The organism is Paenibacillus sp. 10L310, from assembly GCF_056395745.1.
Map to the genome: position 1 here is coordinate 244,692 of NZ_JBFTKC010000005.1, position 26,928 is coordinate 271,619.

Annotated in this window: 23 protein-coding genes and 1 pseudogene; 1 reads left to right on the forward strand and 23 read right to left on the reverse strand. The window is 47.3% G+C overall.

The window, feature by feature from the left end; genetic code table 11:
- Positions 1–52: 52 nt before the first annotated feature.
- The 11 genes and pseudogenes from AC1DE7_RS14830 to AC1DE7_RS14880 all read right to left on the reverse strand — a co-directional run bounded on the left by AC1DE7_RS14830 (position 53) and on the right by AC1DE7_RS14880 (position 7,225).
- Positions 53–526 (reverse strand): hypothetical protein, encoded by a 474-nt coding sequence (locus tag AC1DE7_RS14830; RefSeq protein ID WP_477534687.1) that lies wholly within the window; start codon positions 524–526, stop codon positions 53–55.
- 61 nt (positions 527–587) lie between these two features.
- Positions 588–1,055 (reverse strand): SitI3 family protein, encoded by a 468-nt coding sequence (locus AC1DE7_RS14835; protein WP_282319287.1) that lies wholly within the window; start codon positions 1,053–1,055, stop codon positions 588–590.
- Between the two features lie 71 nt (positions 1,056–1,126).
- On the reverse strand, positions 1,127–1,612 hold the full coding sequence (locus tag AC1DE7_RS14840) for a hypothetical protein (protein ID WP_477534688.1): 486 nt from the start codon (positions 1,610–1,612) through the stop codon (positions 1,127–1,129).
- Positions 1,613–1,738: 126 nt separating this feature from the next.
- Positions 1,739–2,227 (reverse strand): hypothetical protein, encoded by a 489-nt coding sequence (locus AC1DE7_RS14845; protein ID WP_477534689.1) that lies wholly within the window; start codon positions 2,225–2,227, stop codon positions 1,739–1,741.
- 18 nt (positions 2,228–2,245) lie between these two features.
- Positions 2,246–3,391 carry a CdiA C-terminal domain-containing protein gene (locus tag AC1DE7_RS14850; RefSeq protein ID WP_477534690.1) on the reverse strand — a complete coding sequence of 382 codons (1,146 nt, stop codon included), beginning with the start codon at positions 3,389–3,391 and terminating at the stop codon, positions 2,246–2,248.
- Between the two features lie 256 nt (positions 3,392–3,647).
- Positions 3,648–3,932, reverse strand: a complete 285-nt coding sequence (locus tag AC1DE7_RS14855) for a DUF4183 domain-containing protein (protein WP_036606220.1) — start codon at positions 3,930–3,932, stop codon at positions 3,648–3,650.
- A gap of 82 nt (positions 3,933–4,014) precedes the next feature.
- On the reverse strand, positions 4,015–4,824 hold the full coding sequence (locus tag AC1DE7_RS14860; protein WP_477534691.1) for a DUF4183 domain-containing protein: 810 nt from the start codon (positions 4,822–4,824) through the stop codon (positions 4,015–4,017).
- 373 nt (positions 4,825–5,197) lie between these two features.
- Positions 5,198–6,088, reverse strand: coding sequence for a permease prefix domain 1-containing protein (locus AC1DE7_RS14865; protein WP_477534692.1), 891 nt, complete (start codon positions 6,086–6,088; stop codon positions 5,198–5,200).
- The gene (locus AC1DE7_RS14870) at positions 6,075–6,419 is read right to left on the reverse strand and encodes a PadR family transcriptional regulator (protein ID WP_315938067.1); all 345 of its coding nucleotides are present in this window, start codon (positions 6,417–6,419) and stop codon (positions 6,075–6,077) included. The genes AC1DE7_RS14865 and AC1DE7_RS14870 overlap by 14 nt, the downstream gene beginning before the upstream one ends.
- A 97-nt stretch (positions 6,420–6,516) precedes the next feature.
- Positions 6,517–6,652: pseudogene (locus AC1DE7_RS14875) on the reverse strand (cation:dicarboxylate symporter family transporter); the annotation flags it as partial.
- Between the two features lie 99 nt (positions 6,653–6,751).
- The gene (locus AC1DE7_RS14880) at positions 6,752–7,225 is read right to left on the reverse strand and encodes a DUF4362 domain-containing protein (RefSeq protein WP_405158615.1); all 474 of its coding nucleotides are present in this window, start codon (positions 7,223–7,225) and stop codon (positions 6,752–6,754) included.
- Between the two features lie 169 nt (positions 7,226–7,394).
- Between AC1DE7_RS14880 and AC1DE7_RS14885 the strand changes: the two genes are divergently transcribed.
- Entirely contained in the window at positions 7,395–7,844 is a 450-nt protein-coding gene (locus tag AC1DE7_RS14885) for a hypothetical protein (protein WP_076253431.1), read from the forward strand.
- A gap of 108 nt (positions 7,845–7,952) precedes the next feature.
- Here the strand turns inward: AC1DE7_RS14885 and AC1DE7_RS14890 are convergent, their stop codons facing one another.
- The 12 genes from AC1DE7_RS14890 to AC1DE7_RS14945 all read right to left on the reverse strand — a co-directional run bounded on the left by AC1DE7_RS14890 (position 7,953) and on the right by AC1DE7_RS14945 (position 26,845).
- Positions 7,953–11,426 carry a glycoside hydrolase family 2 TIM barrel-domain containing protein gene (locus AC1DE7_RS14890; protein WP_477534693.1) on the reverse strand — a complete coding sequence of 1,158 codons (3,474 nt, stop codon included), beginning with the start codon at positions 11,424–11,426 and terminating at the stop codon, positions 7,953–7,955.
- A gap of 256 nt (positions 11,427–11,682) precedes the next feature.
- Positions 11,683–13,530, reverse strand: a complete 1,848-nt coding sequence (locus tag AC1DE7_RS14895) for an IucA/IucC family protein (RefSeq protein WP_253505857.1) — start codon at positions 13,528–13,530, stop codon at positions 11,683–11,685.
- Complete coding sequence (locus AC1DE7_RS14900; RefSeq protein WP_253505855.1) at positions 13,490–14,917, reverse strand: type III PLP-dependent enzyme domain-containing protein; 1,428 nt, start codon at positions 14,915–14,917, stop codon at positions 13,490–13,492. Before AC1DE7_RS14900 ends, AC1DE7_RS14895 begins: the two co-directional genes overlap by 41 nt.
- On the reverse strand, positions 14,914–15,690 hold the full coding sequence (locus AC1DE7_RS14905) for an HpcH/HpaI aldolase family protein (protein WP_477534694.1): 777 nt from the start codon (positions 15,688–15,690) through the stop codon (positions 14,914–14,916). Before AC1DE7_RS14905 ends, AC1DE7_RS14900 begins: the two co-directional genes overlap by 4 nt.
- Positions 15,687–17,699: an IucA/IucC family protein gene (locus AC1DE7_RS14910; RefSeq protein WP_477534695.1), complete on the reverse strand. Its 2,013-nt coding sequence runs from the start codon at positions 17,697–17,699 to the stop codon at positions 15,687–15,689. Before AC1DE7_RS14910 ends, AC1DE7_RS14905 begins: the two co-directional genes overlap by 4 nt.
- Entirely contained in the window at positions 17,674–19,461 is a 1,788-nt protein-coding gene (locus AC1DE7_RS14915; RefSeq protein ID WP_477534696.1) for an IucA/IucC family protein, read from the reverse strand. The genes AC1DE7_RS14910 and AC1DE7_RS14915 overlap by 26 nt, the downstream gene beginning before the upstream one ends.
- Positions 19,439–20,872 carry an MFS transporter gene (locus tag AC1DE7_RS14920; RefSeq protein ID WP_253505847.1) on the reverse strand — a complete coding sequence of 478 codons (1,434 nt, stop codon included), beginning with the start codon at positions 20,870–20,872 and terminating at the stop codon, positions 19,439–19,441. The genes AC1DE7_RS14915 and AC1DE7_RS14920 overlap by 23 nt, the downstream gene beginning before the upstream one ends.
- Positions 20,866–22,221 carry a diaminobutyrate--2-oxoglutarate transaminase gene (locus tag AC1DE7_RS14925; RefSeq protein WP_253505846.1) on the reverse strand — a complete coding sequence of 452 codons (1,356 nt, stop codon included), beginning with the start codon at positions 22,219–22,221 and terminating at the stop codon, positions 20,866–20,868. The genes AC1DE7_RS14920 and AC1DE7_RS14925 overlap by 7 nt, the downstream gene beginning before the upstream one ends.
- Before the next feature lie 173 nt (positions 22,222–22,394).
- Positions 22,395–23,417 (reverse strand): ATP-grasp domain-containing protein, encoded by a 1,023-nt coding sequence (locus AC1DE7_RS14930; protein WP_253505844.1) that lies wholly within the window; start codon positions 23,415–23,417, stop codon positions 22,395–22,397.
- A 539-nt stretch (positions 23,418–23,956) separates the two neighbouring features.
- Positions 23,957–24,778, reverse strand: a complete 822-nt coding sequence (locus tag AC1DE7_RS14935; RefSeq protein ID WP_253505842.1) for an ABC transporter ATP-binding protein — start codon at positions 24,776–24,778, stop codon at positions 23,957–23,959.
- Between the two features lie 13 nt (positions 24,779–24,791).
- The gene (locus AC1DE7_RS14940) at positions 24,792–25,835 is read right to left on the reverse strand and encodes a FecCD family ABC transporter permease (RefSeq protein ID WP_036672592.1); all 1,044 of its coding nucleotides are present in this window, start codon (positions 25,833–25,835) and stop codon (positions 24,792–24,794) included.
- On the reverse strand, positions 25,832–26,845 hold the full coding sequence (locus AC1DE7_RS14945; protein WP_036606207.1) for a FecCD family ABC transporter permease: 1,014 nt from the start codon (positions 26,843–26,845) through the stop codon (positions 25,832–25,834). Before AC1DE7_RS14945 ends, AC1DE7_RS14940 begins: the two co-directional genes overlap by 4 nt.
- Positions 26,846–26,928: the final 83 nt, after the last annotated feature.

The following is a 26,928-nucleotide window of genomic DNA, read 5'->3' on the forward strand; positions in this document are numbered from 1 at the left end:
CTGGTAGAAGTGCCTTTGAGTAGTATCATTATTTCATTACCTGCTGCTTTTTTTAACTTGATAATTCCTTTTCAATATAAGGACGGTCAAGTAAAAGAAGAAGGCTTGGAGTTAGGTATTTAGTTTGATATTCATCCAACTGATTATTAACCGCCAACAGACCATTCTCCATTCTAAGTAGTTGAGTAGAACCATCTTCTAGGAATAAAAGATTTCCACTAGTATTTCCTATAAGGTTTCCTATGATTTTAAATAAATGCTCAAGTCCTTCATAAAATGTATTATCAAATAACTGAACCCTAATACACACATTAACATCTAAGTTGTAATGATTTCTAACAAAAGCTATGTCAGAAATATCTTCAATTTCAAGAGTCAAAGAGAAAAAATTAGATCCAATTACTATTTCTTCATCGTTACTATTAAATGAAACTGATCCGTTAACAAATTCAATGGTATATCTTTCTAACAGCTTCCCTAAAGAATTAAGATCTAAATTAGATCGTAGAAATAATTCGTAATCCATGTACTGATCCTCCTCTATTCGATGAGTAGAATCCTGTTGAATTGATCTCACTAAAAATCTTCTACATATCTTTATATTCTCTGGTTTCAATAAACCTTCTGTACTCTACTCGATCCCAAAAACCGTCTTCGTTATTAATTCTTAGAATCCCATCAATTCTATAAACACATTCATTATCATTAAGAAGAAACAAAAGGTTACTTTCCGTCGAATCGATTATTTCAAAGACAAGTACAAGAATGCGGATAATTGCCTCTATACTATCCCAGTCATTATCTATTCGGAAATTTAAACTCTGATTATATTTAAAATCATTGGCAAGAAACTCTGAATCGTAACCAAATGGACTAGCTGAAGTATCAATTAAAGCAATTGAAAATCCAACTTTATTTACTGTTTCCTCAATTTTTAATCCTTTGTCTAATTGTATTACTTCATCACAAATAATATTGATCTTAGTTAATTTCTCAATCAGAGTTTCTTTTGTCAACACAACTTCTTCACATTTCAAGGAGCAGTCAGTTGCCATTTAATCTCCTCCTACTATTACATACAAACCTCTACTATAATTTGGTAGGAGTGCTGTTTGTATGAATACAATTAATTATTAATATCAATCGGATCTTTCTCCACAAATTTTTCATACCAATTGTTTAGTGGGAAATGTGAGACTTGTATAATTTCTAGAGAGAGTGGTTTGATGGTAAAAGAGCCGCCCCTTTCAAAAAGTTTAATTAACGGTTCATAAATGTCTAGATATTGACTAATGCCCGTGTTATTCTCTGCGTACTTCGCCAACTGTAAATAGTATTCAAATATTCTTTTCACATATGAGTTTTGATTCAAATAAGCAACAGCCTCTGAACTACAATAAGCTGAAATATCTAATTCCTCTTCTTGATCTCCTAGCAGTTTCGCCACATTTGTAAATGCAGGTGGCATAGGCTTCAGCTGCTCCGCTTTATAAAACTGAGCCATTCTTCTGAGAAATTCATAGCCGAGGTTAGTATCCTTCTCAGAGACACCAGTACCTACTGAACCCCAATTTATACTATTTAATTTGGATACTGCATTTTCCAATAACATTCTGTTTCACCCCAACATTCAGCAATTAATCTCATATTCGTAGTACTTGCTAGTATCCTCATTCCATAAAAATGAACCTCTACGTTTGTCTGGTAGAATTGCTTTTATGCATTATTTATCTGTAATTCAGTTGAGAGATTTCATAAAAACTGAATACTCAATATTTTCGAGAAGTTCTCCGTAATGCGTTTGGAGTAATTCAAGATATGTTCCGTTGAACGTATACTTTCCTTTTTTAAAGAAAAATATCTCTTCTCCAGATGTGTGATAGAATACCCCATCTACTTTGAGTGATCCGATAACAGAAAAAGAAATCTCGTACATCGTTTTATACCATAATTCATATTGTTGATTATTCTCCAATTCAAAAGATATTGTTTGTTGATAAATAAAATCCTCTTCTTGAAACATAGTTTCATAAGAAGCTGCTGGATGATCAGCTGGAAAATTATTATCATAAACAGTAATTTTTAAACCACCGCTTAGATCAAACTCATGAATGAACAATGCATTGTGTTGTCGGTTCATATAATTCACTTCAAAATTCTTACTTTCAATTAATCTTTTCAACCATAAAGGATCTTGTTTTCCATTCAACTTCAGTGAATATTCCATAAACTTGTCTCCTCTACTTTAAGGGAATACCGATATGATCTTACCGTCCTTTTTGATTGCGATAACTTCTTCTAAACCTTGGATTTCCCATTCTTTAAATTGCTTAAGCAACGCAGAATCATCTCCAGACCACTTTGTTAAATTAATCACCACATTCTTGGTTTGTTGTTTAATAACAACCTTTTCTTGAACCTCACTCCAAATACCTCTAATACCTTTATTCTCAGTTGGTGCATAACAGTCAAATATACGCCCTTCAATTCTAAAATCGGGATCTCTTTTGGAATCAATTCCATCACTATCTAAAACTTTAGGGTTCTGTTCAATCCGATATCCACTTCTCGCCAATTGATCAGCAGCATCATTTTCTAGTTCTAAAGACTGTTTAGTCGCCTTATCCGCATTATTTGGAATTTTTGTTCTCGCTCCACTTGGTAAGGCTTCTGGATTAGGTGATCCACTTGGCTTTATTAGATCTCTGGGACTGTCAATTCCCTTTTGAGGCTCCTTCTTATTTCCACCCGACCCAATGTCGTCCTTCGAACGAAAAGCTTTGCCAAACAAAACATACGCCAAAGCCTGTCCTGTCATCGCCCCACCGTAATACCCTGCTCCATTCTCATCAATCTGTTTCTTCTGCTCATCCATAAACCGCTCGATGTCAGACCTTGCCGTTCCCGTGCCCCAGGCGGTATCCCATGCAAATTGAATACCACGCCCAACGTCAACAACTTTGCCCACTGTCATGGCATATGCCACACTGCTTAATATACTGAACGGGTTCTCGAAGAGAGCTTCTGCCGTCTGGCCCATTCCCGTTATTGTTTCTCCTACTGATTTATCAAGCAGCCCTACAGCGAAATTTCGCTTTAGTTCTTCTGGAATGTACAGCGCAACCTCACCTGAGCCGTCCGTTGTTCTGAAGTTCATTGCTATAAACGTAAACTCTTTCTGGATTTCGTCCAACAGTCCGAGTGTAGTTGGGAACACTTCTTTCACCTGCATAAAATCCCAAAAGAATCGCTCTCCTGTCACACCAGACCAATCGGACTGCAACATATAGATCGATTTCTCCAGTTCCCAGACCATTCGTTCCTGTTTCTTCTGTTGGACCAACCGGGCTTTTTCCTCTAATAGATCGGGATGTACCTCGATTCGCTGCATTTCCTTATCACCCGCCAACCTGGCCTTAGTTTATGCACCTAAATTTTAACAAGTGGGAAGGAAGATTGGAATCAAACGGAAGGATCATTTCCTCAGAGGTTATCCGGTAGTTGGGCAACGTCCTTGGGTAACTATTTTTGCACATTAATGCATGGATGAATGCCGTTGAACCGACTGGGTAACTTGTACAAAAAGAACGACTTCTATCACAGATAGAAGTCGCACAAGATAACGATACAGCATGATTAGATCTTCTTTAAGACACTACAAATTGTACGACAATTGGAGTCCCATCATTTAATGCATCTCCACCGGGAATTGTAATTGTAGTCGTCGTAGCCGAGGAGGTATCTGCTGTTTGCATAAGGCCATTAATATAAAGATTGTAGTAGTTGTAGGTGCCTGGAAATGCGGTTGCAGCTACACCAGCGTCGTTTGTAAAAGCAGTCGCAGCAATGGCAAACGTTGCCCCAGTGCCGGTCCCATCACCAATGGTTGCAACAAATCTTAAACTGTTCTGAAATGGTGTCACAAGTGGCATGTTTCTCACCTCCTACCTAACATAGTATATGTGGTAGGTTTGGGAGTAGTGAAGGCAAAGGAACCAGCAACTACAACCAATTTTAACCATTTATGATATTGGCTGTTATTATAATTATCTCTATAGTGATAGGTGTCCCTGCAAAGATCACACCGTTTTGTGACGAAAAAAACAACCTCTCCGCACTTACACTGTATGAGTTTCCTGGTTGTACAATCCCGTTTATATAAAGATTGTTGAAACTAGTAAGTCCAACCCCGGCAAATACGGTTATGCTGTCGCCATCGTCATTTGTGAATTCTGTGGCAGGAATTATAACCGAGGCCGACAAATCCAGATCGGTATCCGGAAAATAGAAGTAACGGTTTGCCGTAGGAATGATTTCAATTCCGGGTACGGTGCCCGGCGGACCTTGCTCACCTGGGGGACCCGTTGGTCCTTGGACTCCGGGAGTTCCCGGTTGACCTGGCTCACCCTGAGGACCTGCGGGACCCTGCGCTCCGGGAACTCCGGGTTGACCTGGTTCACCTTGAGGACCAGCCGGACCTTGCGCCCCGGGAACTCCGGGTTGACCCGATTCACCTTGAGGGCCTGCGGGGCCTTGCGCTCCGGGAACTCCCCGTTGACCCGATTCACCCTGAGGACCTGCCGGGCCTTGCGCTCCCGGAACTCCCGGTTGACCCAGCCCGCCGTGAGGACCAACAGGACCCTGCGCTCCGGGAAGCCCTTGTTGACCCGGCCCGCCGTGAGGGCCTGCGGGGCCTTGGGCACCTGCCACACCTTGCGTTCCAGGGAGACTCACAGTCTCCAATTCATGTTGTTTCAACGGAGCGAGCAGGGGGCCCGGCTCACAACAGACCGGGTTGCTGCCTCCTCCTCTCGGTAATGCCATGACTTTTTTGTCACGGGCCATTTTCTGTGATCTTAATGGACGCTTCAGTGCGCAGCGTTTTCTCCGATAAGACCTGCGGATAATATGGCATTTCTTTCGTTTTCCCAAGTGTTTTTTTCTGCATTTCGACGTAGAACGACTGGGCCTTAATTTGTTGAGGGTGGCTGTCCTCTTGTTCAGATACTTCAAAGTGGTCATCTCCTTAGGCCAAGGCACACAGTATATATGCCCTATACTATGTCCTTAGCACATTCGGAGAGTGTGCGAATAACTATGAGGGAAGCCCAATAAAAAAGACAAGAGTTCTGCTATAGTTGTCCTTTGTCTTGCCAGCATGGCTTCATTGTCTAATTATGAGGCAAGATGAAGCCCCTTATGAAGCGGAGCTCAATTTCCTTTTTGCCGTCCAATAGCTCCAGCCTTGGAATACTACAAACAACGCTACTGCCATGGTCAAACTCATCCCCATCTCCACCACTCGCTGCATATTCCCACTCAGGAAAACGCTGTACCCCTGAGTCACCGCGGAACTGAACTGTTCTGAGGCGAAAAATACATAATAGAGACTAAACATCAGCATATGAACAAAGGTATACATGATGGAAAAGGCAAAAGGAAGAATGGATATATACTTATTTTTACTTATCGCAAACATAATGAGTGCCTGTGCACCCAAGAACATAGAGGCGAATAAGGTGGACTCCAATCCACCAGACGTATGGAGCACGCCACTAAAAAATAACTTTTCAAACATATTAAACGTAAGTCCTTCACCCCAATAATGATACATCACCTGAAAATAAGCTTGCAGATACCCTAAAGTGAATAACAGGGGCACAGATAACAGGCAAAGGCGATCCACACGTTTGCGCGTAAACACAAGACAGGCACCTAACGCACACACCGTAATCCAAAAAATAGGCATCAATTCGATATACCGATTATGCACACCATATCGATTCGCGATTAGTCCACCCGCCAGTGTTACAATGAATAGGAGCAAACCTGCTAAGGCACAGCCAAAAATCATTTTCATGTTGAATCCATACGTTTCTTTGGTTACCGTTTTGCGCAGTTCTGAGATAGAGCCAAATTGTTGAATGGAACGTTCGATGGCCTTCTTCTCTCCCAACCCCTGACGCTTTAGATGATCCACCGAGGAATAGAGGTGAGCGGCCATTTCTTCTCTCCATTCAGACTTTTCCCTCTTCGTTAAAAACGTAAATTGAAGTACTTGATCCAAATACTGTTCAATGACTTCCATGCAGATCCCCTCCCAAGAATATATCAATAATCTTGATGTTCTCCGTCCATGATGTCCTCAATGTGTTGAGCTGAGTTTGGCCATCCGGGGTGATTCGGTAATATCGCCGCCGTGGTCCACTAATTTGCTCTCCCCAATAACCCTCTATGTATCCATTAGCCTCCATACGTTTCAGTGCCGGATACAACGTGCCTTCTTTTAGATCAAACTGACCATTTGTCTCGTCATTCACCGTTCTGGATATTTCGTATCCATATGCATCCTGCTTATTCAGTACTGACAGTACAATTCCGTCGATGTATCCTTTAATCATTTCGTTTCTCAGCTTCATACACCACCTACTATGCAATTCTATGTAGTTAAGCATAACAAACAAATATTGTAAAAAGCAATCTCATGGAGCCGATTGTCTCAAAATAAATCTTATTCAACGTTGCGCGCAACGTTACGAACCCGGAATCGGTAACTCCGGCAGCGGCCTTTGGAGATCAGCATCAGCACGCCGAGCATTACCAGCACCTGGGTAATGGAAAGCTCCACCCCATATGCCTGAGCCATGAACATCTTCGGCTCAGGTAGATCGAACCCATCATTTTACCGATGGAGAACAGTTAGCCTACGCCGAAATTGCCAATCGTATATACCATGGCCCAGAAGGTTCATTTACAACTTAGGCATCCAAAAAGGGTTCTCTTCCTTCTCACACCCGGTTAACACGTAAAAAATATGTCCCTGCTCACTCTTCATTGTCCCGATCCCTTTGCAGGTGTCAGTCTTCATTCCCTGTTTGGAGCCGTAGGCATCCCTTGAGTTATCGTAAGTCGATTGAATAGCTGTACCATCATAGATCAATTCCTGGATAATGGGCCCACCTTCAATGGTATACATCGTTACACGAACCTGATCCTGCTGTTTTTTCTTCACATTTTTCATAAATGTGTCCCACTTATCTTCGTTCCGTATGCCTCCATGAAGCACAACCACATCGCCGCTTTGCTCCGCTTGCTCTGGATTATGAGGCTCAATAATTTCTGGGAATGATTTCGTGATTACTGGAGAATCCGTCGTTGGATCATTTGCCTGACAGGCAGTTAACAGCATTAAAGCTAACGATAGGATAAGCATACTTTTTCTCATTCCAACACCTCATCTATGAAACGGTTCAATACTATCCTTTGTTGCATGATTATGCTTAATTTGTCATTTATCTGTAACTCCCTCGTTGTCCCGAACGTTTAGAATCATAGAAATGTATAAACAGGAACTAAAATTTTAGTGATTTATCATTCAGTAGGGGGTTAATTTAATGACCTTAAAAACAATGCTCGGTGTAGCACTGGCTCTATCTGTACTACTATCCACTCATTCAGCAAGTACAGCGGCTCTAACTTCAACAAATGAGTGGCAATCAACCGGACTAGCCCATGAAATGGAGCGCTCCGTCCCAACATCTACTTCTGTTCTGCTCATTGCCCCAACTCAACATGAAGGTCGTTCCGCATACAACGGCAGCTTCACAATGGTTGCTTCGAATGGGACACATGCCAACATATCAGTTGGAAACAACAGCAACCAAACGGTATATGTGAAGATGTATGTAGATGAAGGAAGTGAACCTATGGAAACATCTATCAGCAGAAATAGTGTTAAAACGATCAACCTGCTTGCATTACAAGACACGGATATTAAGTTGTACATTTATAGCAGAATAGGTCATCACTTAGATCTCTCAGTTGAAGCAGAGCAGTTTCATTGATGTTTTCTCTCACACCTACATACAAGAAAAACCCTTCACGCAAGCGATTCAGATCCACGTTCCCATGAACCGATGCCTGCTTGAAGGGGTTTTATATTTCGATCACATTTATTTCTCGAATCGGAACCAGTCGAAGTCAAACTGACTTCCCGGCAAGAAGATAAAGATTACCTTTTGCACACCTGTCACTTGCTCAAGCTCAAACACCCGCTCCTCATATCCACCCGACTGTGTGAACTCAACCAGCTGGTTGCTCTGTCCGTCCGCACCTGCAAAGCGAATATGAATCGTATTTTTATCAATTGGTGAATGACCGTAGATCACGAGCTTGGATGTGCCTTCTGCCGTAAAGTCCAAGTTTTCAAACTCCAGCGACACGTTGTTCCCGATACCTTCTACTCGATCAGCTTCAATTTTGAACGTATCTCCGTAGAGATGATCACAGGATGCAGCCGCATTCTGTTCAAAGGCCCGACTCTGACGTTCGAAGGAGAAGCCTTTAATATGAATCTTCTGCTTCAGTACAAAACAGATCGACGTGATCCCGCTAAGGCGTTTGGATAAGTGGTATGTCTCTTCCTGGTATACATTCCAGATGGACTCTTTGTCATACACCACATCCGCGATCATCGTGCTACCCTCTTCATCCGGCATACCTTCCCAGATCTGAATGAAGTAGTCCTCCGTGGACAACGTAAAGATAGGAATCGTTATGGTATCGGAGCCGTACGGTCCAAAGTCAATATTACGGAAGCCTACATGCGTCTCTCCATCCCGACTTGTCGCTACCCCGCGCTCATTGCCGTTACCAACCTCACCTTTGGTGTAATCGTACAGTCCACCCGTGATGAAGCCGTATGGATCTTTGTAGGCTGTACCGAGACCGTCCGCCTTGAACTCCAGCTGGGAGATGAGTTTCGTTTTATCCGTACCGTTGGTACTGGTTGCGCGAAGCCGGAACTCCCCGTCACCTATAGCCGATACCTTCACCGCATGTTGATGCCCACCGTTATCGCCGGTTTCTGCTTGAACAGCTTCCACTTTGGCAATGTTGGATTCAATTCCTGCATCGTTCACAACAGCCCACTCTATGTCGCGGTAGGAGGTGTTCTCTGGATACAGCTTGGCGGTTACAGTAAGCTCTGGGTTGGACGGATCGAGCAACTGTCCTGCAGTACTGATGATCTCGATTTTCCGCAAAGGAATTTCCTGAGCATTCCCCGTAAGCACTGGACGTTCTTCATTGTTCATGAAGACAGATTGTACTTGTTTCTCATCATTAAGTTCAGCCGCCACAAGTAGAGATTCAAATTCAGCCGTAGCTCCTTCCAACCCTTCGGAAGAAACTTCAATCCGTACCGTTCCAGCTTCATTTGTCGCTCCGATGATCGCCATCAGCTTGCCGCTGAATAGTCTTCTGCTCAACCCTTTGTAGGGATCATAGTCGGTGCTGTCCCCATTATCCAGACCCAGCAGTCGTCCTGCACCAGTCACCTGAACTTGCACGCGGTTGTTCGCATTGTGAACCGGATTACCCGCTTCATCTTCCACATCAATTTCTACAAAAATAAGGTCTGTGCCATTCGCTTGTAGCTGCTCCCGATCCGCTTGCAGACGAATCTTCTTCGCATCCGTATAGGATCTTTGCACATCGGTTGCAATGATCTGGCCGTTCTCATCGTAAGCGATCGCTTTCAGCTCGCCCTCTTCGTACGGCACTTTCCACCAGCCAGACAGCTGTGTTCCGTTGGCATGATCGATATCGTACGTACCAATGGTTTTACCGTTGAGTTGCAGCTCAATCTTCGGCGCGTTGCTGCACACGCGTACATCAATAATCTGACCCGGGCTGAAATCCCAATAAGGGAACAGGTGAACCATCGGACTTTTCTTATAATCCGTCCAAGCCGCTTGGTAGATATAATAAGAGTCTTTCGGGAACGTTGCCGTATCCAACTGTCCAAAATACGAATTCTTCGTATGATACGGTGTCGGTTCTCCGATATAATCGAATCCGGTCCACAGGAACTGACCCAGCGAATATGGTGTATCCCGTTCTGCCAAGATGCAGTATTCTGCCGACTTCGCGCCCCAGCTGGTCGTACTGTTACCCAAAGCCGAGCACTGCTCGTCATCATCTGCCAGAATCGGCTGTTCGAACGGGAAGTGATAGATGCCACGACTCTGCACCACCGAAGACGTCTCACTACCATAGATGATCCAGTCCGGATGCTCTTCATGATGTTTGTCGTAATATTTTTCCGCGTAGTTGTAACCTGCCAGCTTCACGATGTCCGCACATTTTTGTGCATTTTCCCAAGGCATGTAGTTCGAACCAATCGTCACGCCAGCATTACCTTTTGGATCAAATTCCAGCACATAATCCATCAGCATGCGAGTGACTTCCTGTCCACGCTCATCCGCATGGGTATCGTAAATTTCGTTCCCGATACTCCACATGATCAGACTGGCATGGTTACGGTCACGCTTCACCCAACTCTTCACATCCGTATGAACCCATTCCGGGAAAAACCTCGCATAATCGTATGGCGTTTTGGCACGTTCCCACATATCAAAGGCTTCAGACACAACCAGCATACCCATCTCATCCGCAAGTTCCATGAACTCTTTGGCAGGCATATTATGCGCGGTACGGATGGCGTTAACGCCCATTTCTTTGAGCAAAACAAATCTTCTACGCAATGCCGTCAGGTTAAACGCAGCTCCCAGCGCCCCAAGATCGTGATGTTCACACACGCCGTTCAGCTTCATCTTGACCCCATTCAGGTGGAACCCTTCATTGGCATCAAGTTTGATATCCCGGAATCCAATGCGCTGTGATACCGATTCAACTGTCCGATCTTCCGAGATCAATCGCAACTCAGTCACCAGTTCATACAGATGCGGTGCATCCGGGCTCCACAGGTTTGGACTCTCCACAATGATCTGTTGGCTATCTGCCAATGCGACCGCATTCTCACCCAGCGAAGCCGTAACATTCGTCTTCGTCGATGCCACCACCTGACCTTCATTCCGGATCGTATGCACCAACTCTGCGTTCTGATTCTGTTCCAGGTTCAGTTCCGTATCTACTTCCACCTGCCAGCCATCCGTCTGTTGCTTGATGGATACATAGATTCCATCCGTAACAATATGGTTGCGGTCTCTAGTTTTCAGCCACACATGGCGATAGATTCCAGCCCCGGAATACCATCTGCTGTTCGGGCTCTGATGTACTACTTTGACCACAATCTCATTGTCGCCTTCCACCAGTGCATTCGTGATCTCATGTTCAAAAGCGGAATAGCCATACTTCCACTCCCCAACCAGCTGCCCGTTCACATACACCGAAGAATCCATGTATACGCCATCAAAACAGAGCAGAAGCTGCTGCTCATCCTTCGTGTAATGGAACGTCTTACGGTACCATCCAATGCTGTCCTCATACAGTTCAAGCGTATTATATATCAGCCAATCATGGGGAAGCTCCACAGGTTCATACACCAGAACCGCAGGTTCCGTAACGTCCAGCTTGCTTTTCGCAAATTGCCATCCATCATTAAAAAGCCTCTTCTGATTCATGTTAGTTTCTCACTTTCTTGAAGTAAATTATGATTGCGGTTACAACAGTAAATGTCGCTTTCTCCGAAAACCTTTTCGGTAATACACAAGTAAGACTATAACACATATCCCGATTATACCATCAGTCTCTTTCCTGTAACTCCTTTTCATAAGATTTTTAGCCATAATGATGAACGTTTTATTCCCTCCAAGCATTGTAACTTTCGATGACAACAAACAAAAAAGGCAACCCATCAAGCGGGCCACCTTCTGCATTCTATCCCTTGTAAAAAGGGTTCCACCCTATGCCTTTGCCCGATGGCATCGCACCAGGCACCCCATCCGCTTCAAGCAGCGGACGGACAACTAACTTCACGGGCCACTCCTTGCTCTCGAATATCGCATGAGCGAGCGCGGCCCGGTCGGATTCGGGAAGCTGCACATGTTGCAGCGCTTCCTTCCAAGCCTGCTCCGTGATCTCCCATAACTTCGTTTGCGGGATGTGATACACCTCGCTAAGTGCCTCCATGATCGCAGCCAGATTCACCTGCGTCCCCAAAGACTGCACATAGAAGATCAGCTTCTGGATCGTCTCGTTATACAGGCTGTTCGAGTAGCCTGGACGAATATGATAGGCAGGGTCTTCAATGCCATGTTTGTCCAGATAAGGCTGATGCAAACGCACGGAATCATGATCGCGGAACAAGAGACCTTTTACCTCGTTATCCTTCAACACCAGACAACAGTTCTGACCATGGATCTCAGGTACAACGCCCACCTTGAACAGACGCATCACGACGTCATAAAACGTTGTAGCTATGCTGGTATAAAAGTCGAGGACATCCGCGCCGTTCAAGTTATCACACAGGATCTCCGTCAACAGATGATGCCCTTCCAGATTCACACCCAGTGCGGCCATTGGAATGACTTTGTAGGCTTCATTAAGCAATTCAGCCGGATACACACGAATCTGTGCAGCCAGATGGCGTGGATGATCATCGAACAGTCCCATGGATTCTGGCATGAAGCCCCACCAGTTCTGCTCTTCACACATATACACCTTGTCCTTCAACGTCTCGTCACAAGCAACGGCCTGCCTTAACATGCGTTCTCCAGCAAGACCATTCAGAAGTTTGACTACCGGAAGATAACGAGCAGCCCCCAGAGACAGCACACTAACCGGTAGCTTGAGCATTAGGGTGGATTCAATTGACGGAGCCATCGAGCGCAGAGAGGATGTGGCCTGTACGTCGCCCGCTTCTATGTCCAATACGACAATGCTACCCTCTTCGATCTCTCCAGTAAAGCGGGCCAGAATCACATGTTCCAATTGCCACGGGTGAACAGGCATCGGTAGATATTCGTCCAACGTGATTCCTTTACGGGCAAACTCGGCTTCCACCACTCCGCGCTGAACATCGTCTAACATATCCAAAATGGACAATCCATCTTCACACCCTTGCTGCACGGCATCCAGCCGTATAGCCACCCAGCGCAGCGAAATCGCCTTCCCGAATTCCGCTGCATACCGAGTTACATCTTCTGCGTTGAATCCCACCTTGGCTTTGGACGATGGGTGAAATGGACGATCCCGCAATGCCGCAACGCGTTCACCTTTGATAAACCATTCATACGCAGAAGCCGGGACGTTAGCGTACAGATACTGGACTTGTTCCCAGCCCAAAGCATACTGCTCCACAGCAATGTCCAGACTAACCAGGAATTCCGCCACCCCAGGCTGCGCATAGGCCTTATCCGACAAAGCCCTCTGTAACACCGCACGTCCAACTTCTGCCGGAGTATCAAGGAGAACCCAGCTTCCATCAGTTTTCTCCTCGTAGATCGGTGAACCCTGAATCCACTGAGTCCCCTGTCTTACTCCTGCTTCAACCAGACACAGTACACCTTGCGTATGCAATCTGACATGAGAAGCCCCATTCTGATTATGCTCTTCGCTGTCATATCCCTTGTACAATCGACGGAACGGTGCAGGTGCTTCGGCAAAATCAATGAATGGGTGATCCTCCAGTGGGATTAATTGCTCCCACAAAAATGAATTCATCAGATCCGCCATAATCCGGCGTTCAGCGGATTGCAGACTGGAACGTTTCATCAGTGTTGACATGATTATTGTCCTCCGTTAGATAATGGAATGCCGGGTGCGGATGCCCCAGAAAATCATGATGCGAGATGGTCCAGCAATAAGCCCCAGACTTTTCAAACAAAACAATATCTCCCACGCGCAGCAGTGCTACCTCCGCATCAGAATGCATGCGATCCTTGGGTGTGCATAGCTCACCTACGATATGGACTCGACGATCTCTTACCTCTGGACGGGCAAATGAATGCTTCCAACGGTCCGTCTCCATAATCTGAAACGGATGGTTATGCCCCCATGAAGCAGGCAGACGATTGTGATGCGTACCTCCCCTTAACACGGCAAAATACTGATCATGAGAAGTTTTGATATCCGTAACTTCTGCTGCGTAATACCCGTGGTCTGCCACCAGCAGTCGACCCGATTCAAAATACAGCTGACCTCCGCTTGAAGCAAGGCGCTCTCTGGCTTCACTTTGCTCCAGCAGGGAAGTGAACAAGGGCCAGTCGAATCCGGGACTGCCATCATACGTGACACCGAATCCACCTCCTGCATTCACTACTTCCACAGGAAGATCATACTGCTGCTGCCACTGTTCCACCTTTTGCAAATACAACTCGATCATCTCGGCGTGTAGCCTTGCATCCATATTGTTGGACAAGGAGTGAAAATGGAACCCGCTTAACCGAACCACACCCGCGCCTTCCACACGAATGAGTTCAATGGCTTCTTCCAACGCCTCTTCATCGATTCCAAAAGGACTCGGCCCACCGCCCATGACAATCTTCGTCCGAGGTAACGTACTGCTCCGCAGGTTGATTCGGAGCAGTATTCGCACTTCCTGCGCTTGCTTCTGTTGTTGCTTGTGTTTCGGCTCGTGTTCTTGATCCTGTTTTTGCTTTTGCTCTTGCATCAGTTCCTCGCCGTATGCTTGCGTATATCTCTGCTCCGGTTTCTGCTCCCATTCTTGCTTCTGCCTGCTCCCCTGCACGTGCTCTTGCTCATGTTCTTGATCCTTCGCTCGCTCTTTCGCAATCGCAATGATGCGCCGAAGTTCCAACAGACTCTCCACATGGATGTAGCTCACGCCCTGCTCGATCGCCAGACGTAGTTCGCTCTCCTTTTTCCCCGGACCTCCAAACAGAATTGGAACCTCGCGACTTACCGCTCTAACCTTGAGTAGCTCTCCAATCGAAGCCACTTCAAAGCCCTTCACCAATGGAAGCAGCGCCTCAATGATCCGCGGATCAGGATTCGCCTTAATGGCGTAGAACAACTGTGTGTTCCCAGGCATGTTATCCAACATCTGATGTACCTGTTCCTGAATGCCAGCCAGATCATAGACATACGCACATACCGGGTCTTCCATTCCGCGTTGCAGTTCATCTATCGCATGCCATACACCAGGTTTCATATCTGCCCACCCGCATTCCTGTAGTCATTCCGTTTTTGGGCATACGCCCGAAACGCCGTATTCCGATCATCACCAAGCACGTATATATGTACTCCCCGCTCACCCCAGAGCGACATGTCTTCCACGCCTCTAGTGACCGTTGCATAAGGTACTTCGCACTGCCGAGCGGTAGCATGCAATTCATCCAGTGCACGTCTCACATCCGGGTGCTCGGTCTGCCATGGCACACCGAGAGATTGCGACAGATCAGCCGCACCTTCCAATACAAAGCTCACCTGAGGGTGAGACAGAATCTGTGTACTTTGCCGCACGCCCTCCGCACTTTCAATCATAGGGACAACCATCACCTGTTCGTTCGCTTCTTCAATGTATTCTGTGAGCGGATATTTCCCAAATACACCGGGACGACCACTATTCAAGCTCCGCATGCCAACCGGATGATAGTAGGCGTGACGAACCGCTTCTTCCACCTGCTCCAGTTGCTCGACATGCGGAATGACGATGCCTTGTGCGCCACAGTCCAGCACTTTAAGAATCTCCGCTCGCTCCACCTTCGAGATACGTACCAACGGGGTTAGGCCGACCAGTTCCGCCGCCCTGATCAACTCTTCCACCGATTCCATCGATGTTGCGGCATGTTCCAGATCAATAATGACAAAATCATATTCCGCATGTCCGATCATCTCAATGATGACCGGGTGTGGTATGGATACAAAAAGGCCGTATACGGGCTTTTTGCGTGCAATTTTTTCCTTCAGCGTGTTAATCCTCATTCGACGATTCCCTTTAATTCGGGTGTCCTCTTTGATTCAAGTGTATCCTTTGATATCTTGAGCGGATTACTCGCCTTGCGGAAATATAACTCTGCATCCCCATACAGACGGCGCTTGGTCATCTCTTCGATCAGTGCATCTTCGGCAAAAAGGTCAAATGCAACGAACCGTTCCGTGTACTCCGGGTGCTTCTTCTGATAATCCACAATTACACCTGCGCACAGCTGCCAGAACGCTTCCTCGGACAACCCAAACTTCTCCAAAGCCAACGCAATATCCGTCATGCAGATAAAAAAGAATGCGTCATAGGTATAGTCACGGACTTCCGACACATCTCCAGCATAAATGAAGGAATATCGATTGAACTTGCGGTGGGTTTCTGGCTCCGGGTTCAGCTTCGGTGCCCGTTCCGGGTGTAACAGTTGATCTGGTACATAGCGAACGCCATCATGCAGATCCTTGATAAGGATTCGTTTCGGCAGATCATCTTCCAGTACCAAAATGATATTCTGAGCATGAGATTCCAGCGCAATCCCGTGTGCATAGAGCAAATGAATAATCGGCAGTGTAACTGTGCGAACAAGGGCCTCGCTCCACTTTTCCACACCATGTCGTTCTACAGCATCCTGAATAAATGGAACACCATCCGGCTGCACCAACATCAATGCATTCAGCGGCCATGCGGTCTCGCCTTCCTTCAGATGAACCGATACATTCTCCCGCCAGATCGCACCGAGTGTGCCATAAGCTCGTCCATACTGAGTTACAGGTAACTGCTCATAACGGAACGACAGTCCCATGATTTCTTTCAAAATGCCAAACTGCGCCTGCTGCAACAGCTCATCTTCACGAACAAGTTCATCCAGCCAATCGCTGATCAGCGGTGCGTTCTGGGTCGTATGCTGTGCCAGAATACGTGTGCTCGACGTGTTGGTGATGCTGAGAGCCAGCTTGATGTATGGGGCTTCCGGGTTCACCCGGTTTGACAGTGAACGGATCGACTGCTGTGCACGATAGGGCGAAGACGATGGACCGAGATATACGATGTCCCCATCCATCCGTTGACGGGTATATACCGACTCCAACTGATGCTCCCACTGCCACGGATGAACCGGAATGAATACATATCGATCACCAATGTCAGAACCTATTCCTATGCCAACCTTGCCGTCTTCCCTACCCGAGCTACGGACTGTTTCGCTCTTTTCACGAACTCCCCCATGAAGCTTCGCTTGGATTGTCTCTCCAACGCTCTCACCAACTTCGGCACTGCTCCCAAGCTGATCTACACTCGCCACATATGCGTTGGCGTTCTCGCCCATGTCCGTTCGAACTTGTTGTTGCAGGATCTGTTGAAATCGCTGCATATCCTCTGCGGTCAGATGTTGTCCCACCAGTTCTTCCGAGCTATAACCCGCGGATACAGCGGTCTGAGCAAATTCTTTTTTCACAGCAACCCAGACTAATGAAACCTTCGAGTTAAATTCAGGGCCATAGGCCAGATTGTCTTTCAAAGAAAATCCCAGCCTCGACTTATAACTCGGGTGGTACAGATGACCGTCGGTCATGTGACTTTCAAGCGCATCATAATGCCGATCTTCATTCGGAATGTTCAAGGGCAATATAGCTTGGCACTGGCTGTCCTTTGCCATCGTTTCGAGTAGTTCCTGGATAAAAGCCGTGACGTTTGCACCCTTCAACGCGTTCAGTACGATTTCCTCCAAAAACAGATCCAGATCGGTGCAGGATACGCCATCCCTTTGAATCGAATCCTTCTTCACCTTCACCCGGCCGAACGAAAACTTCCGCTCCGCTTCACACGTGTACGCTACAGAATCGCCGGAAGATGTAAGGCCGCTGGTTCTCCACTCGCTCCCACTTACATGACTGTCCAAGATGCCTTCGAACCACATCGCTTCCAGCGTCTGCCGCATGATCCGTTCCTGTACCCCCAAGTAGACTGCTTCTGTCTTGCCGCCTGCTTCAGCCCTGTATCTCACGACTCCCACGCACTTCACTCCCCATTCGTTTCATTACATTGCTCACCGGCACGTAGGCCGGGGTCTGGCTGATCCCTCTTACACAACTCACCAAGTTTTGTTTGGCCAGAAATGCATCCGTTGTCAGCAGATGTCGTACATATGCATTGCCCGTTCGTTCCAGCTCCTCCACAAGTACCTCACGTACCTGTTTCCAGAAATGCTCCTCCGGGACGTTCACATCTCGCGCCATCGCATGAATCAGAGACCCCAGATGATTGACGATAAAATAGTACGATGTCCGCGCCCAGGCTTTCTCTCGCGAATAAAATAATAAATCGGACGTAGCACGATCCTGCTCACTTATAAGTTCCTCATCCACACTGACCCCTTCCAGATCGCGGACGATAAAATCTACAGGCAACCCATCCTTTAAGGTCACAAGGGTATTCTGCAAATGGGCTTCAAAATGAATACCTTTCTCTCCCGCCGCCCTTACAATCGGCAGCAGCGAACATGCCAGATATCGTTCCAGCCAACGCTCGGCAATGTCACGTCCACCACCCAGCATCGTCATCAACCTAGAACGCATCCCGGGAAGTGGTGCTTCAACCAGACTGGATAAGACATACGTATTCTCAACATCAAACTCAATGGGCCGATAAGCTATCGTAAACAGACTGGTTAACTCTTCATCTTCAAAAGCACAAGTCGCTACACCCGTCTCATACGCAATATGTGTGTTCGGTTCAGCACCGAAGCAGTCATGCTGCCTGACGTACTTGGAGGCATCCAGTGTTCTGTGCATCTGCTCAGCACTGTTGGTGCGAATCATGTTCGTGATCTGCATGTTCAGTGACAGCTTGATATTGCAGTTCCATTCGGGAACATAAACCGTACGGACTGAAGAAGTTGGGTAGACGGTTGGCCCCGCACTACCGAGTAGGATTAATTTTTCATCTCGAAAATAGGACTGTATCTCGGTCAACCGTGATATGTATGCGTATTGCCATGGATGGACAGGCAGCAGCCCATACATTTCACTCTTTTCTTTTAAAATAGGCTCCACAAGGCTCCGCAGGAGGTCATGCAAATCCATTGCCGCCTCGTCATCGACCCATTCCTGCACGTAGACATCCTGTCTCACGGCGATATAACAGAGTTGAAATGATGTCCGTAACTCCGGACTGTACTTCTGCACATCATCCTCGCTGAAGCCTTTGGAGTTCTTCGGAAACGGATGGAACGGATGACCATACAACAGTGACTGTTCAGATGTGCGATAGTCATGGATGTCGAGACCGGCTGCTTGTTCGATATACAACGTAAGGTTACCGACACTGTTATCTACCTTTTGTGCAAAATCTTTGGCATACGTCGCATCTACACGATTCGTATTCTCGCCCTTTGGATGTGCAATATCCACCTCAAGTGAACGCTTCATTTCCATCACACTTTTCTTCATTCCATGTTGATCCGAACTCGCTCCCTGTTCCCCATTTCCGCTTAGCTCAGATGTGATCCAACGAACCAGGTCGCCATAATGCACCGCTTCCCCGCCAGATTCCATGCTGAGGTATTCATGCTCCCCTATGGCAGAGTAATAAGACAAGCGTCCTGTCACCTTCACCCTACTGGCTTGAAAAGCAACAGTGTACGTCAGCGTATTTGGATTAATCCGAATATCGCTTTCTTTTTCTAGCGCAAGCTCACGGATGTAACAGTTCAACAGCAGTTTGCACGAATGTTCATGGGCCTGCTGCTCAGCCTCAGACCGGAGCTTGTTTTCCATCTCGAACAATGATGCCAACCTTCTTTCGGGTTATAAGTAAGACCAGGGGAAGTGTAAGCAGTATGGCGCAGCCAAGTCCGATACAGATCTCTTTAAGTGCTCCCCATTTTGCCATCTCCATGGACGTTCCTGCCCCGGCAAGCCATTGCCAACGCATATCGTAATACAAGGTCAAGCCCATCACCGCAAACGAAGAAGCCAGCCGTTCAATCGTGGTTGATAACACCGACCCTTCGTGCATATCTTCGTCCGGTAATGCTTGCAGACCAATTGCAGAGATACTCATGCCTGACAGACCAACGCCAATTCCCCGACACGCCATGAGCATCCCGATGATCCATATTGACGCTCCCATGGGCAGAACCGCAAACGATAAGATCGATATCGAAACCAGCAACGTCCCCCATGCGATAAAATGCATGGACCGACCACGATCCAGCAAGCTGCCGCCAATCCACATGAACAGACTTGTACAGATCGACAAGGGAATGAATAACGCACCAGATAAGGCAGGCGACAGGTGGAAGACATCCTGGAACAATAGTGGCAATGCAAAGATTACGCCAAACATGACACAATCTTGAATCGTCGAGATCAATACGGTCAGCGGAAAGACGGCGTTACGTCGCAGTAACTGGTACCGGATAAGTGGTTCCTTCCGACCGTTCTCGGTCTGGACAAAACGAATGAGCAACACCACACCGAGCGCAATCAGCATCCACGGTACCCATACTGCCACGACAGGACTTGCGTACAACTGTACTCCCAGACTAAGAGCACCTACCGCACAGATCAGCAGCATGACACTGGTTGGATGCCATTTTTTCCTGCGGGCAGGGATATAGGTCTGAATGACTCGACCGCAGCCAATCAACGAGAATATAGCCAGTGGCACATTGAGCCAGAACAGCATTTCAAGCCGTCCATACTGAATGATGAATCCACCCAGCGTAGGCCCGGCAGCCGGAGCCAACATAAGCAGCAAGCCCCACGCTCCGGTAATTCGCCCTCGTACCTCCGGTCCGTATACATCAAACAGCAACACAAGTGATAACGGAATCATCAGCCCCGCGGCAACGCCATGCATGAAACGAACCAGCAACAGTACCTCAATAGAGTGATAAAACAACGCACCTGCCACCGAGAACAGTCCATAGATGCTGATGCCCAACATATACGTCTGCTTACGCCCCAGTCGGTCTACGATCAGGGAAGCCAGCGGCATCGTTAACGTCATAGCCAGCATGTACAGCGCGATAATCCACCCGCCTGCTGTCGTAGAGATCTGATAATATTGCACAAAATAAGGCAGCAGCAGGTTAAATGCACTGTTGGTCAGTACCAGCGAAAAGGCACCGATCAGAATCGCGAGTAATACTGCATGCCTCTTCATCAGGGAAAGCTTCAGCATGCGGCTGTTGCTAAGGCAATCGCTTCAGCTACCGATTTCTCAAAGATCGCAAGGATCGCGTTCGATTCTTGTTCCGTAATATTCAGCGGCGGCAGAAAACGAACAACAGCTGAATGACGCCCGCCCAGTTCCACAATTAATCCATTCTTGAAACATTCACGCTGAATAGACTCAGCCAGCGCACCATTAGGCAGATAATGTCCCAGACGATCCTTGCGTCCCATTGGATCAACCACCTCAACGCCAATCATCAGTCCTCTGCCTCGCACATCACCAATCTCTGCATACCGCTCTTTCAATGCATTCAGTTGATTCATGAACTGCTCACTTCGCAGATGCACGTTGTGTAGAACATCCTGTTCCCGGATATAGCGAAGTGTAGCAAGTCCCGCAGCCATGGCCAGCTGATTGCCACGGAACGTACCTGTGTGTGCACCAGGTTGCCATTGATCCAGTTCTTCTTGGTAAATGACAACAGACATCGGCAAACTTCCGCCAACTGCTTTGGAGCAGACAATTACATCGGGTATGATTCCGGCATGTTCAAATGAAAACATCCGGCCTGTCCGTCCAATGCCTGTCTGCACTTCGTCGATGATGAGCGGAATATTTCGCTCTGCTGTGATTCGACGCAGCTCCCTCAGCCATTCAATGTCTGCCGGAATCGCCCCGCCTTCGCCCTGAACAGTCTCCACAATGACTCCGCACGGTGCGGCAATCCCACTCTCGCAATCATCGAGCAAGTTCTCGATATACTGTGCACTTAACCGGGCCGTCATGCCTTCACCAACACCAAATGGGCAGCGGTATTCATAAGGAAACGGCAGGAAATGTACATCGGGCAGCAGGCTTTGCAGATGTTGTTTCTTGCTCAGGTTGCCACTCATCGACATCGTCGCTTGGGTCGAACCGTGATAACCTCCCTGAAAGGCAAGAATAGACTTGCCACCTGTTGCATGTTTGACCAGCTTAATGGCTGCTTCAACTGCATCGGCCCCCGTTGGACCACAGAACTGGATTTTGGCTTTGTCTCGCATCTCTGCCGGAAGAATGGAGAATAGTTCTTGCATATATGAAAGCTTCAGCGGTGTTGCCAGATCCAGTGTATGAAGCGGAATCTGCTGATCCAGGACATCGCGAATGGCGTTGACCACCGTGTCATGGTTATGCCCCAGCGCCAATGTTCCTGCCCCAGCCAGGCAGTCGTAGAATATGCGGCCTTCCGTATCGGTAATCTTCACCCCATGGGCCTTGTTAATGACAAGTGGGAAATGTCTCGGGTACGATCTTGCATTGGATTCCTTCTCATTTTGCATCTTCAGATATTCCGTCTGCATCTCTACTGACATAGCCCTCTAACGCTCCTTATAATCGATTCAGGCTGAACCTGCTGCCTGTGATTCTTGTTCTACATTTTGCATATGACCTGGTATTGGTTCAAAATCATGGTGAGGTCCGAATTAAATGATGGTATCCGTTATCTGTTTTCCGTTATCCGTCATATATTGTCATCTATACGTTGTTATAAGCTATATATCTTATATTCAAGTTGCTCCTGACACAGGTATTCCAGGTATAACCGAACCACATCACGAGTTGTTCCACCATGGGGAAAGACATGGTGTGTCAGATCTGGCAAGGCGTTCACTTCCAGGATGCCTCCCAGATCTCTGGAGATCGGGGTGCGGATATCACGACAACGAACATCAACTCCTGCTACATCGATCTGAAGAGTCTTTGCCGCCTGAATAATCATCCGGGCATTTTCGGGATGAATGATTTCGGTACAATCCTTGTAGAATTCACTGATTTTTCCGGCGGCAGAATTGCGGAGATTGTATAACTCGATTTCTTTTCCCGCGGCAGGAACTTCATCCAGTGTTGTCCCTTGTGCATGTAATACCTCCAGCAGTCGTTCCGTTTCTGCATTAACCTCGGGAAACGCTTCATACTCGCCAATGTGCGTCATCTCGATTCGTTCCTGATTCAACTGCTCAATTAACGCCCGAACGGTTGAAGTTCCGTCTCCCTCGACATAGACAGGCCGATACTGGTTCACAGCCGCCACTTCTCCGTTGATGATCAGCACTCTGTAATCAATCCCGGTCACATATTGCTGTAACATAATGCTGCTGCCGTGGACACTCGCAAGCTGAATGGCTGTCTCCAGTTCTTCTTCAGTACGCACATCCAGCGTCACGCCCATACTGCTGCTCGCATCCAGCGGTTTCACTACAATGGAGCCATGCCTTTCCAGAAAATCTGCTGCTTCGCTTCCCATCTCCGGGATCACGATAAATGACGGTACAGGCATGCCCTGTTCATGCAATAACATATTACATGCCTGCTTGTTCTTCGCGAGCAGTCCAGCGATTAACGGCAGACGATGAGATCTGGTTTTGTTAATGATGATCTCTTGGTCCCCTACAGACAGCTTCAGGAAATCTTCGCATCCCTCAAGAAGTGGCTCACAGGTGATGCCCATTTCTCTCGCTTTGCTTATAATGAGTCGGTTTTGCAGATTATGAATCCCTTTCGGAAACACTGAAAATCCTCCTCGATCGAATGAAGGTACTCGCTCCTATATAAGTTGAATAGAGTTTTCACACGAAATCACTGCGCGGTCAGAACCATCTTCCGATCGCTGTTATCCCCAGATTTTTTTGAACCCCTTTACAAAGGGGAAATCCGGTGATAAAGGCGCACGCTACGCTTCTTCAGATCTGTTCTGCCCCCTCCGTTAACGTGTGAAATTTGAATTAAACTTATATTGCTCATACGTTCATCAATTTTTATTGTAATTCAATATTGATAATGATTATCAATATCATATAAAATCTATTTTATGGCAATTCGAGTTATATTGTCAATAATAAACTTTTAAGGAAAAATAAGATTGAATTTAGTGTAGGTTTGAGTCGATGCAGGTATGCTTTTATCGAATAATAGGCACAACAAACCGGGCAAGCCTGGGACATGGTTTTACCAACGGCTTGCCTATTTGTCATCTGTATGATCATACAATGGAGTTGATGTGGAGTTTTGAATAACTATTAAACGAATCAAAAACCAACTTTTTGATCCTCAAGCCAGTTGTGTATAACGCTGTTCTCCATTCGGCTTCCTTCCCCTTCCATGCGGGATACAGGTTGGTGTGCCAAACAGTGGATCAACCGCAATCTCACACTCCATCTGGAAGACTTTACGGACCATGTCCTGTGTAACAATATCTTCCGGTTTGCCTTCTGCGTAGATCGACTTGTTGTGAACAGCCACAATGTGATGCGCATAACGACATGCCAGATTCAGATCATGAAGTACCATAACAATCGTGCGTCCTTCCCGTTCGTTCAACTCAAACAACAGATCGAGGATATCAATCTGATGTGTCATATCCAGATAGGTTGTAGGTTCATCCAATAGCAGCGTTTCGGTACCCTGCGCAAGTGTCATCGCAATCCAGGCACGCTGACGCTGTCCACCGGACAATGCATCCACAGGTCGATCCGCGAGTTCTGTCAGATGTGTGGATTCAAGTGCCAGCTTGACCATACGCTCATCCTCACGAGACCATTGCTTCAGCCATGTTTGATGTGGATAACGTCCTTGCTTGACCAGTTGGTTCACTGTCAATCCTTCTGGAGCGGTCGGACCCTGCGGCAAGATGGACATGCGCCTTGAAATCTCCTTGGTCGGCAGCTTTGCAATCTCTTCGCCATCCAGCAGCACCGAACCGGAGCTGGATTTCAGCAACCGGGCCATCGTACGCAACAGCGTAGATTTGCCACAGCCGTTGCTGCCAATGAGGACGGTAATCTGTCCCTTGGGAATGGTCAGGTTCAAATTTTCAATAATGGGATCTGCTCCATAGGAGATCGTAAGCTCCTTGGCTTCCAGAATACTCACAGCTCTCTCCTCCTCAAAACTGATTTCGATTCTTGAACAACAAATACAGGAAAAATGGTGCGCCTACGCCTGCGGTGAATACCCCTGCGGGAACATCCAGCGGTAGAAAGGCAGTGCGGGCAATCAGATCTGCCGCAAATACAAGCAGAGCACCAACCAGTCCAGACACAATCAGCATACTGCCAAACATCCGTCCAACCAGCTTTCGGGCAATATGTGGAGCGATCAAGCCTACAAAACCAATGGTTCCGGCAACCGCAACGGCGATTCCCGCCAGCAGTACACTGCATAACAACAACGCTGAACGATGCCGCTGTACAGTTACACCCAGCCCTGTGGCCAGATCATCCCCGAACTCCTGTGCATTCAGGCTGCGAGCGAACCAGATCGCCAGCGGTATAACAATTACGATAACCGGTAAAATCGTTCGGACATCGGTCCACGATGCTCCGTATACACTTCCTGTCAGCCAGATATAGGCTTGACCTGCCGTGTAGAATGGACTCAGGATCAGCATAAAGGTCGTTCCAGCTCCGGTAATGGCTGACACTCCAATCCCGATCAGCACCAGACGGATCGGACTGACTCCCTTTTTCCAGGCAAGCACATAGATGATCAAAGCCGTCACAATTGCGCCAGCGATGGCGAACAATGGCAACAACTTGATACTTACCGCTCCACCTAACAGCGTAACAAAACCTACAGCTGCAACGGCCGCGCCGCCGGTGATGCCGATGACATCCGGTGAGGCCAGCGGATTACGGATAATGCCTTGCAGAAGTGCGCCTGACATACCGAGGGCTGCTCCTACGAGCAGAGATAATAACACCCGTGGCAGTCTTAAGGTCAGCACGACGAAGTCATGCTCTCCAGCATTCAGACCAAATATCGTTCTGAGCACATCCAGCGGAGAAATAAAGTCACTGCCTACACTGGTACCGACCACTCCTGCCATCAGGAACAAGAGGATACATACACCGATGACAACCAGTGATTTTCGTTCCATTTGCACTGAGACAGTGTCTTTTTTGTTGCGAAAAGTCAACAGCTTCCTCATATCTTCGTCACCCCCTTGCGGGCAATATACACGAAGAAGGGTCCGCCAATCAGTGCAGTCATGACACCGAGTGGAACTTCCTGCGGCATGATCACCAACCTTGCAACCACATCCGCGGACAGCAGCAGAATCGCTCCCCCTACAATAGAGTAAGGAACGAGCCAGCGGTAATCATTTCCCACCAGTGCACGCATGATATGCGGGACAACCAGTCCGACAAGACCGATCGAACCGGCTACGGCAACCGAACCACCCGCCAGCAATACCGTAACAATTCCCATGAGCACCTTGACTAAAAGTACATTCTGTCCCATGCCTTTGGCGATATCGTCACCCGTCAACAGCAGATTGATGGCTCTGCCCATGAACAAAGAGACAATAGCTGCGGCTGTCATGTACGGCAGAACAGGATATAACATATCCAATGTCCGACCACTTACTGAACCGGCAAGCCAGAACAGTACATCCTGCAATCCGGTTCCATCCAGCACTAGAATGGCCTGTGTGAACGAGGCAAATAACGCGGAGATTGCCGTCCCCGCCAGTACAATCTTGATCGGTGTCAGGCCATCACGACCGAGGGAACCTAGCCCATATACAATTGCCGCGGCTACAGCAGCCCCTGCAAAACCAAACCACATCATGGTGGTGAGCGAAGATACGGACAATACAACAATGGCAATAACAATAAAAAAGATCGCACCAGAATTAATTCCGAACACACTCGGTGATGCCAGTGGGTTACGTGTCAATGCCTGCATCAGCCCACCCGCCACGGCCAAACTTGCTCCTACAACAGCAGCAATAACTGTACGTGGCAACCGCTCCGTCAGCAGAACCACATGTTCCACAGAACTCTCGTCATAGAATTGCAGTGCTTCCCATGCCATCTGAAACGTGATATGCGTACGTCCCAGAATCATACTGGCTAGGCAAGCAAGTAGAAGTAATATGAATAAACCAACCAGTCCATAGATCTTGGCGCTTGCCTTTGTAAAAAGGGGAAACATACTCTCACTCTTTCATCTGTAAAATGATAAAAGACCTGCCAGCCCATACACTTCGTTAACGAATGTTCTGGTGCATGGCAGGT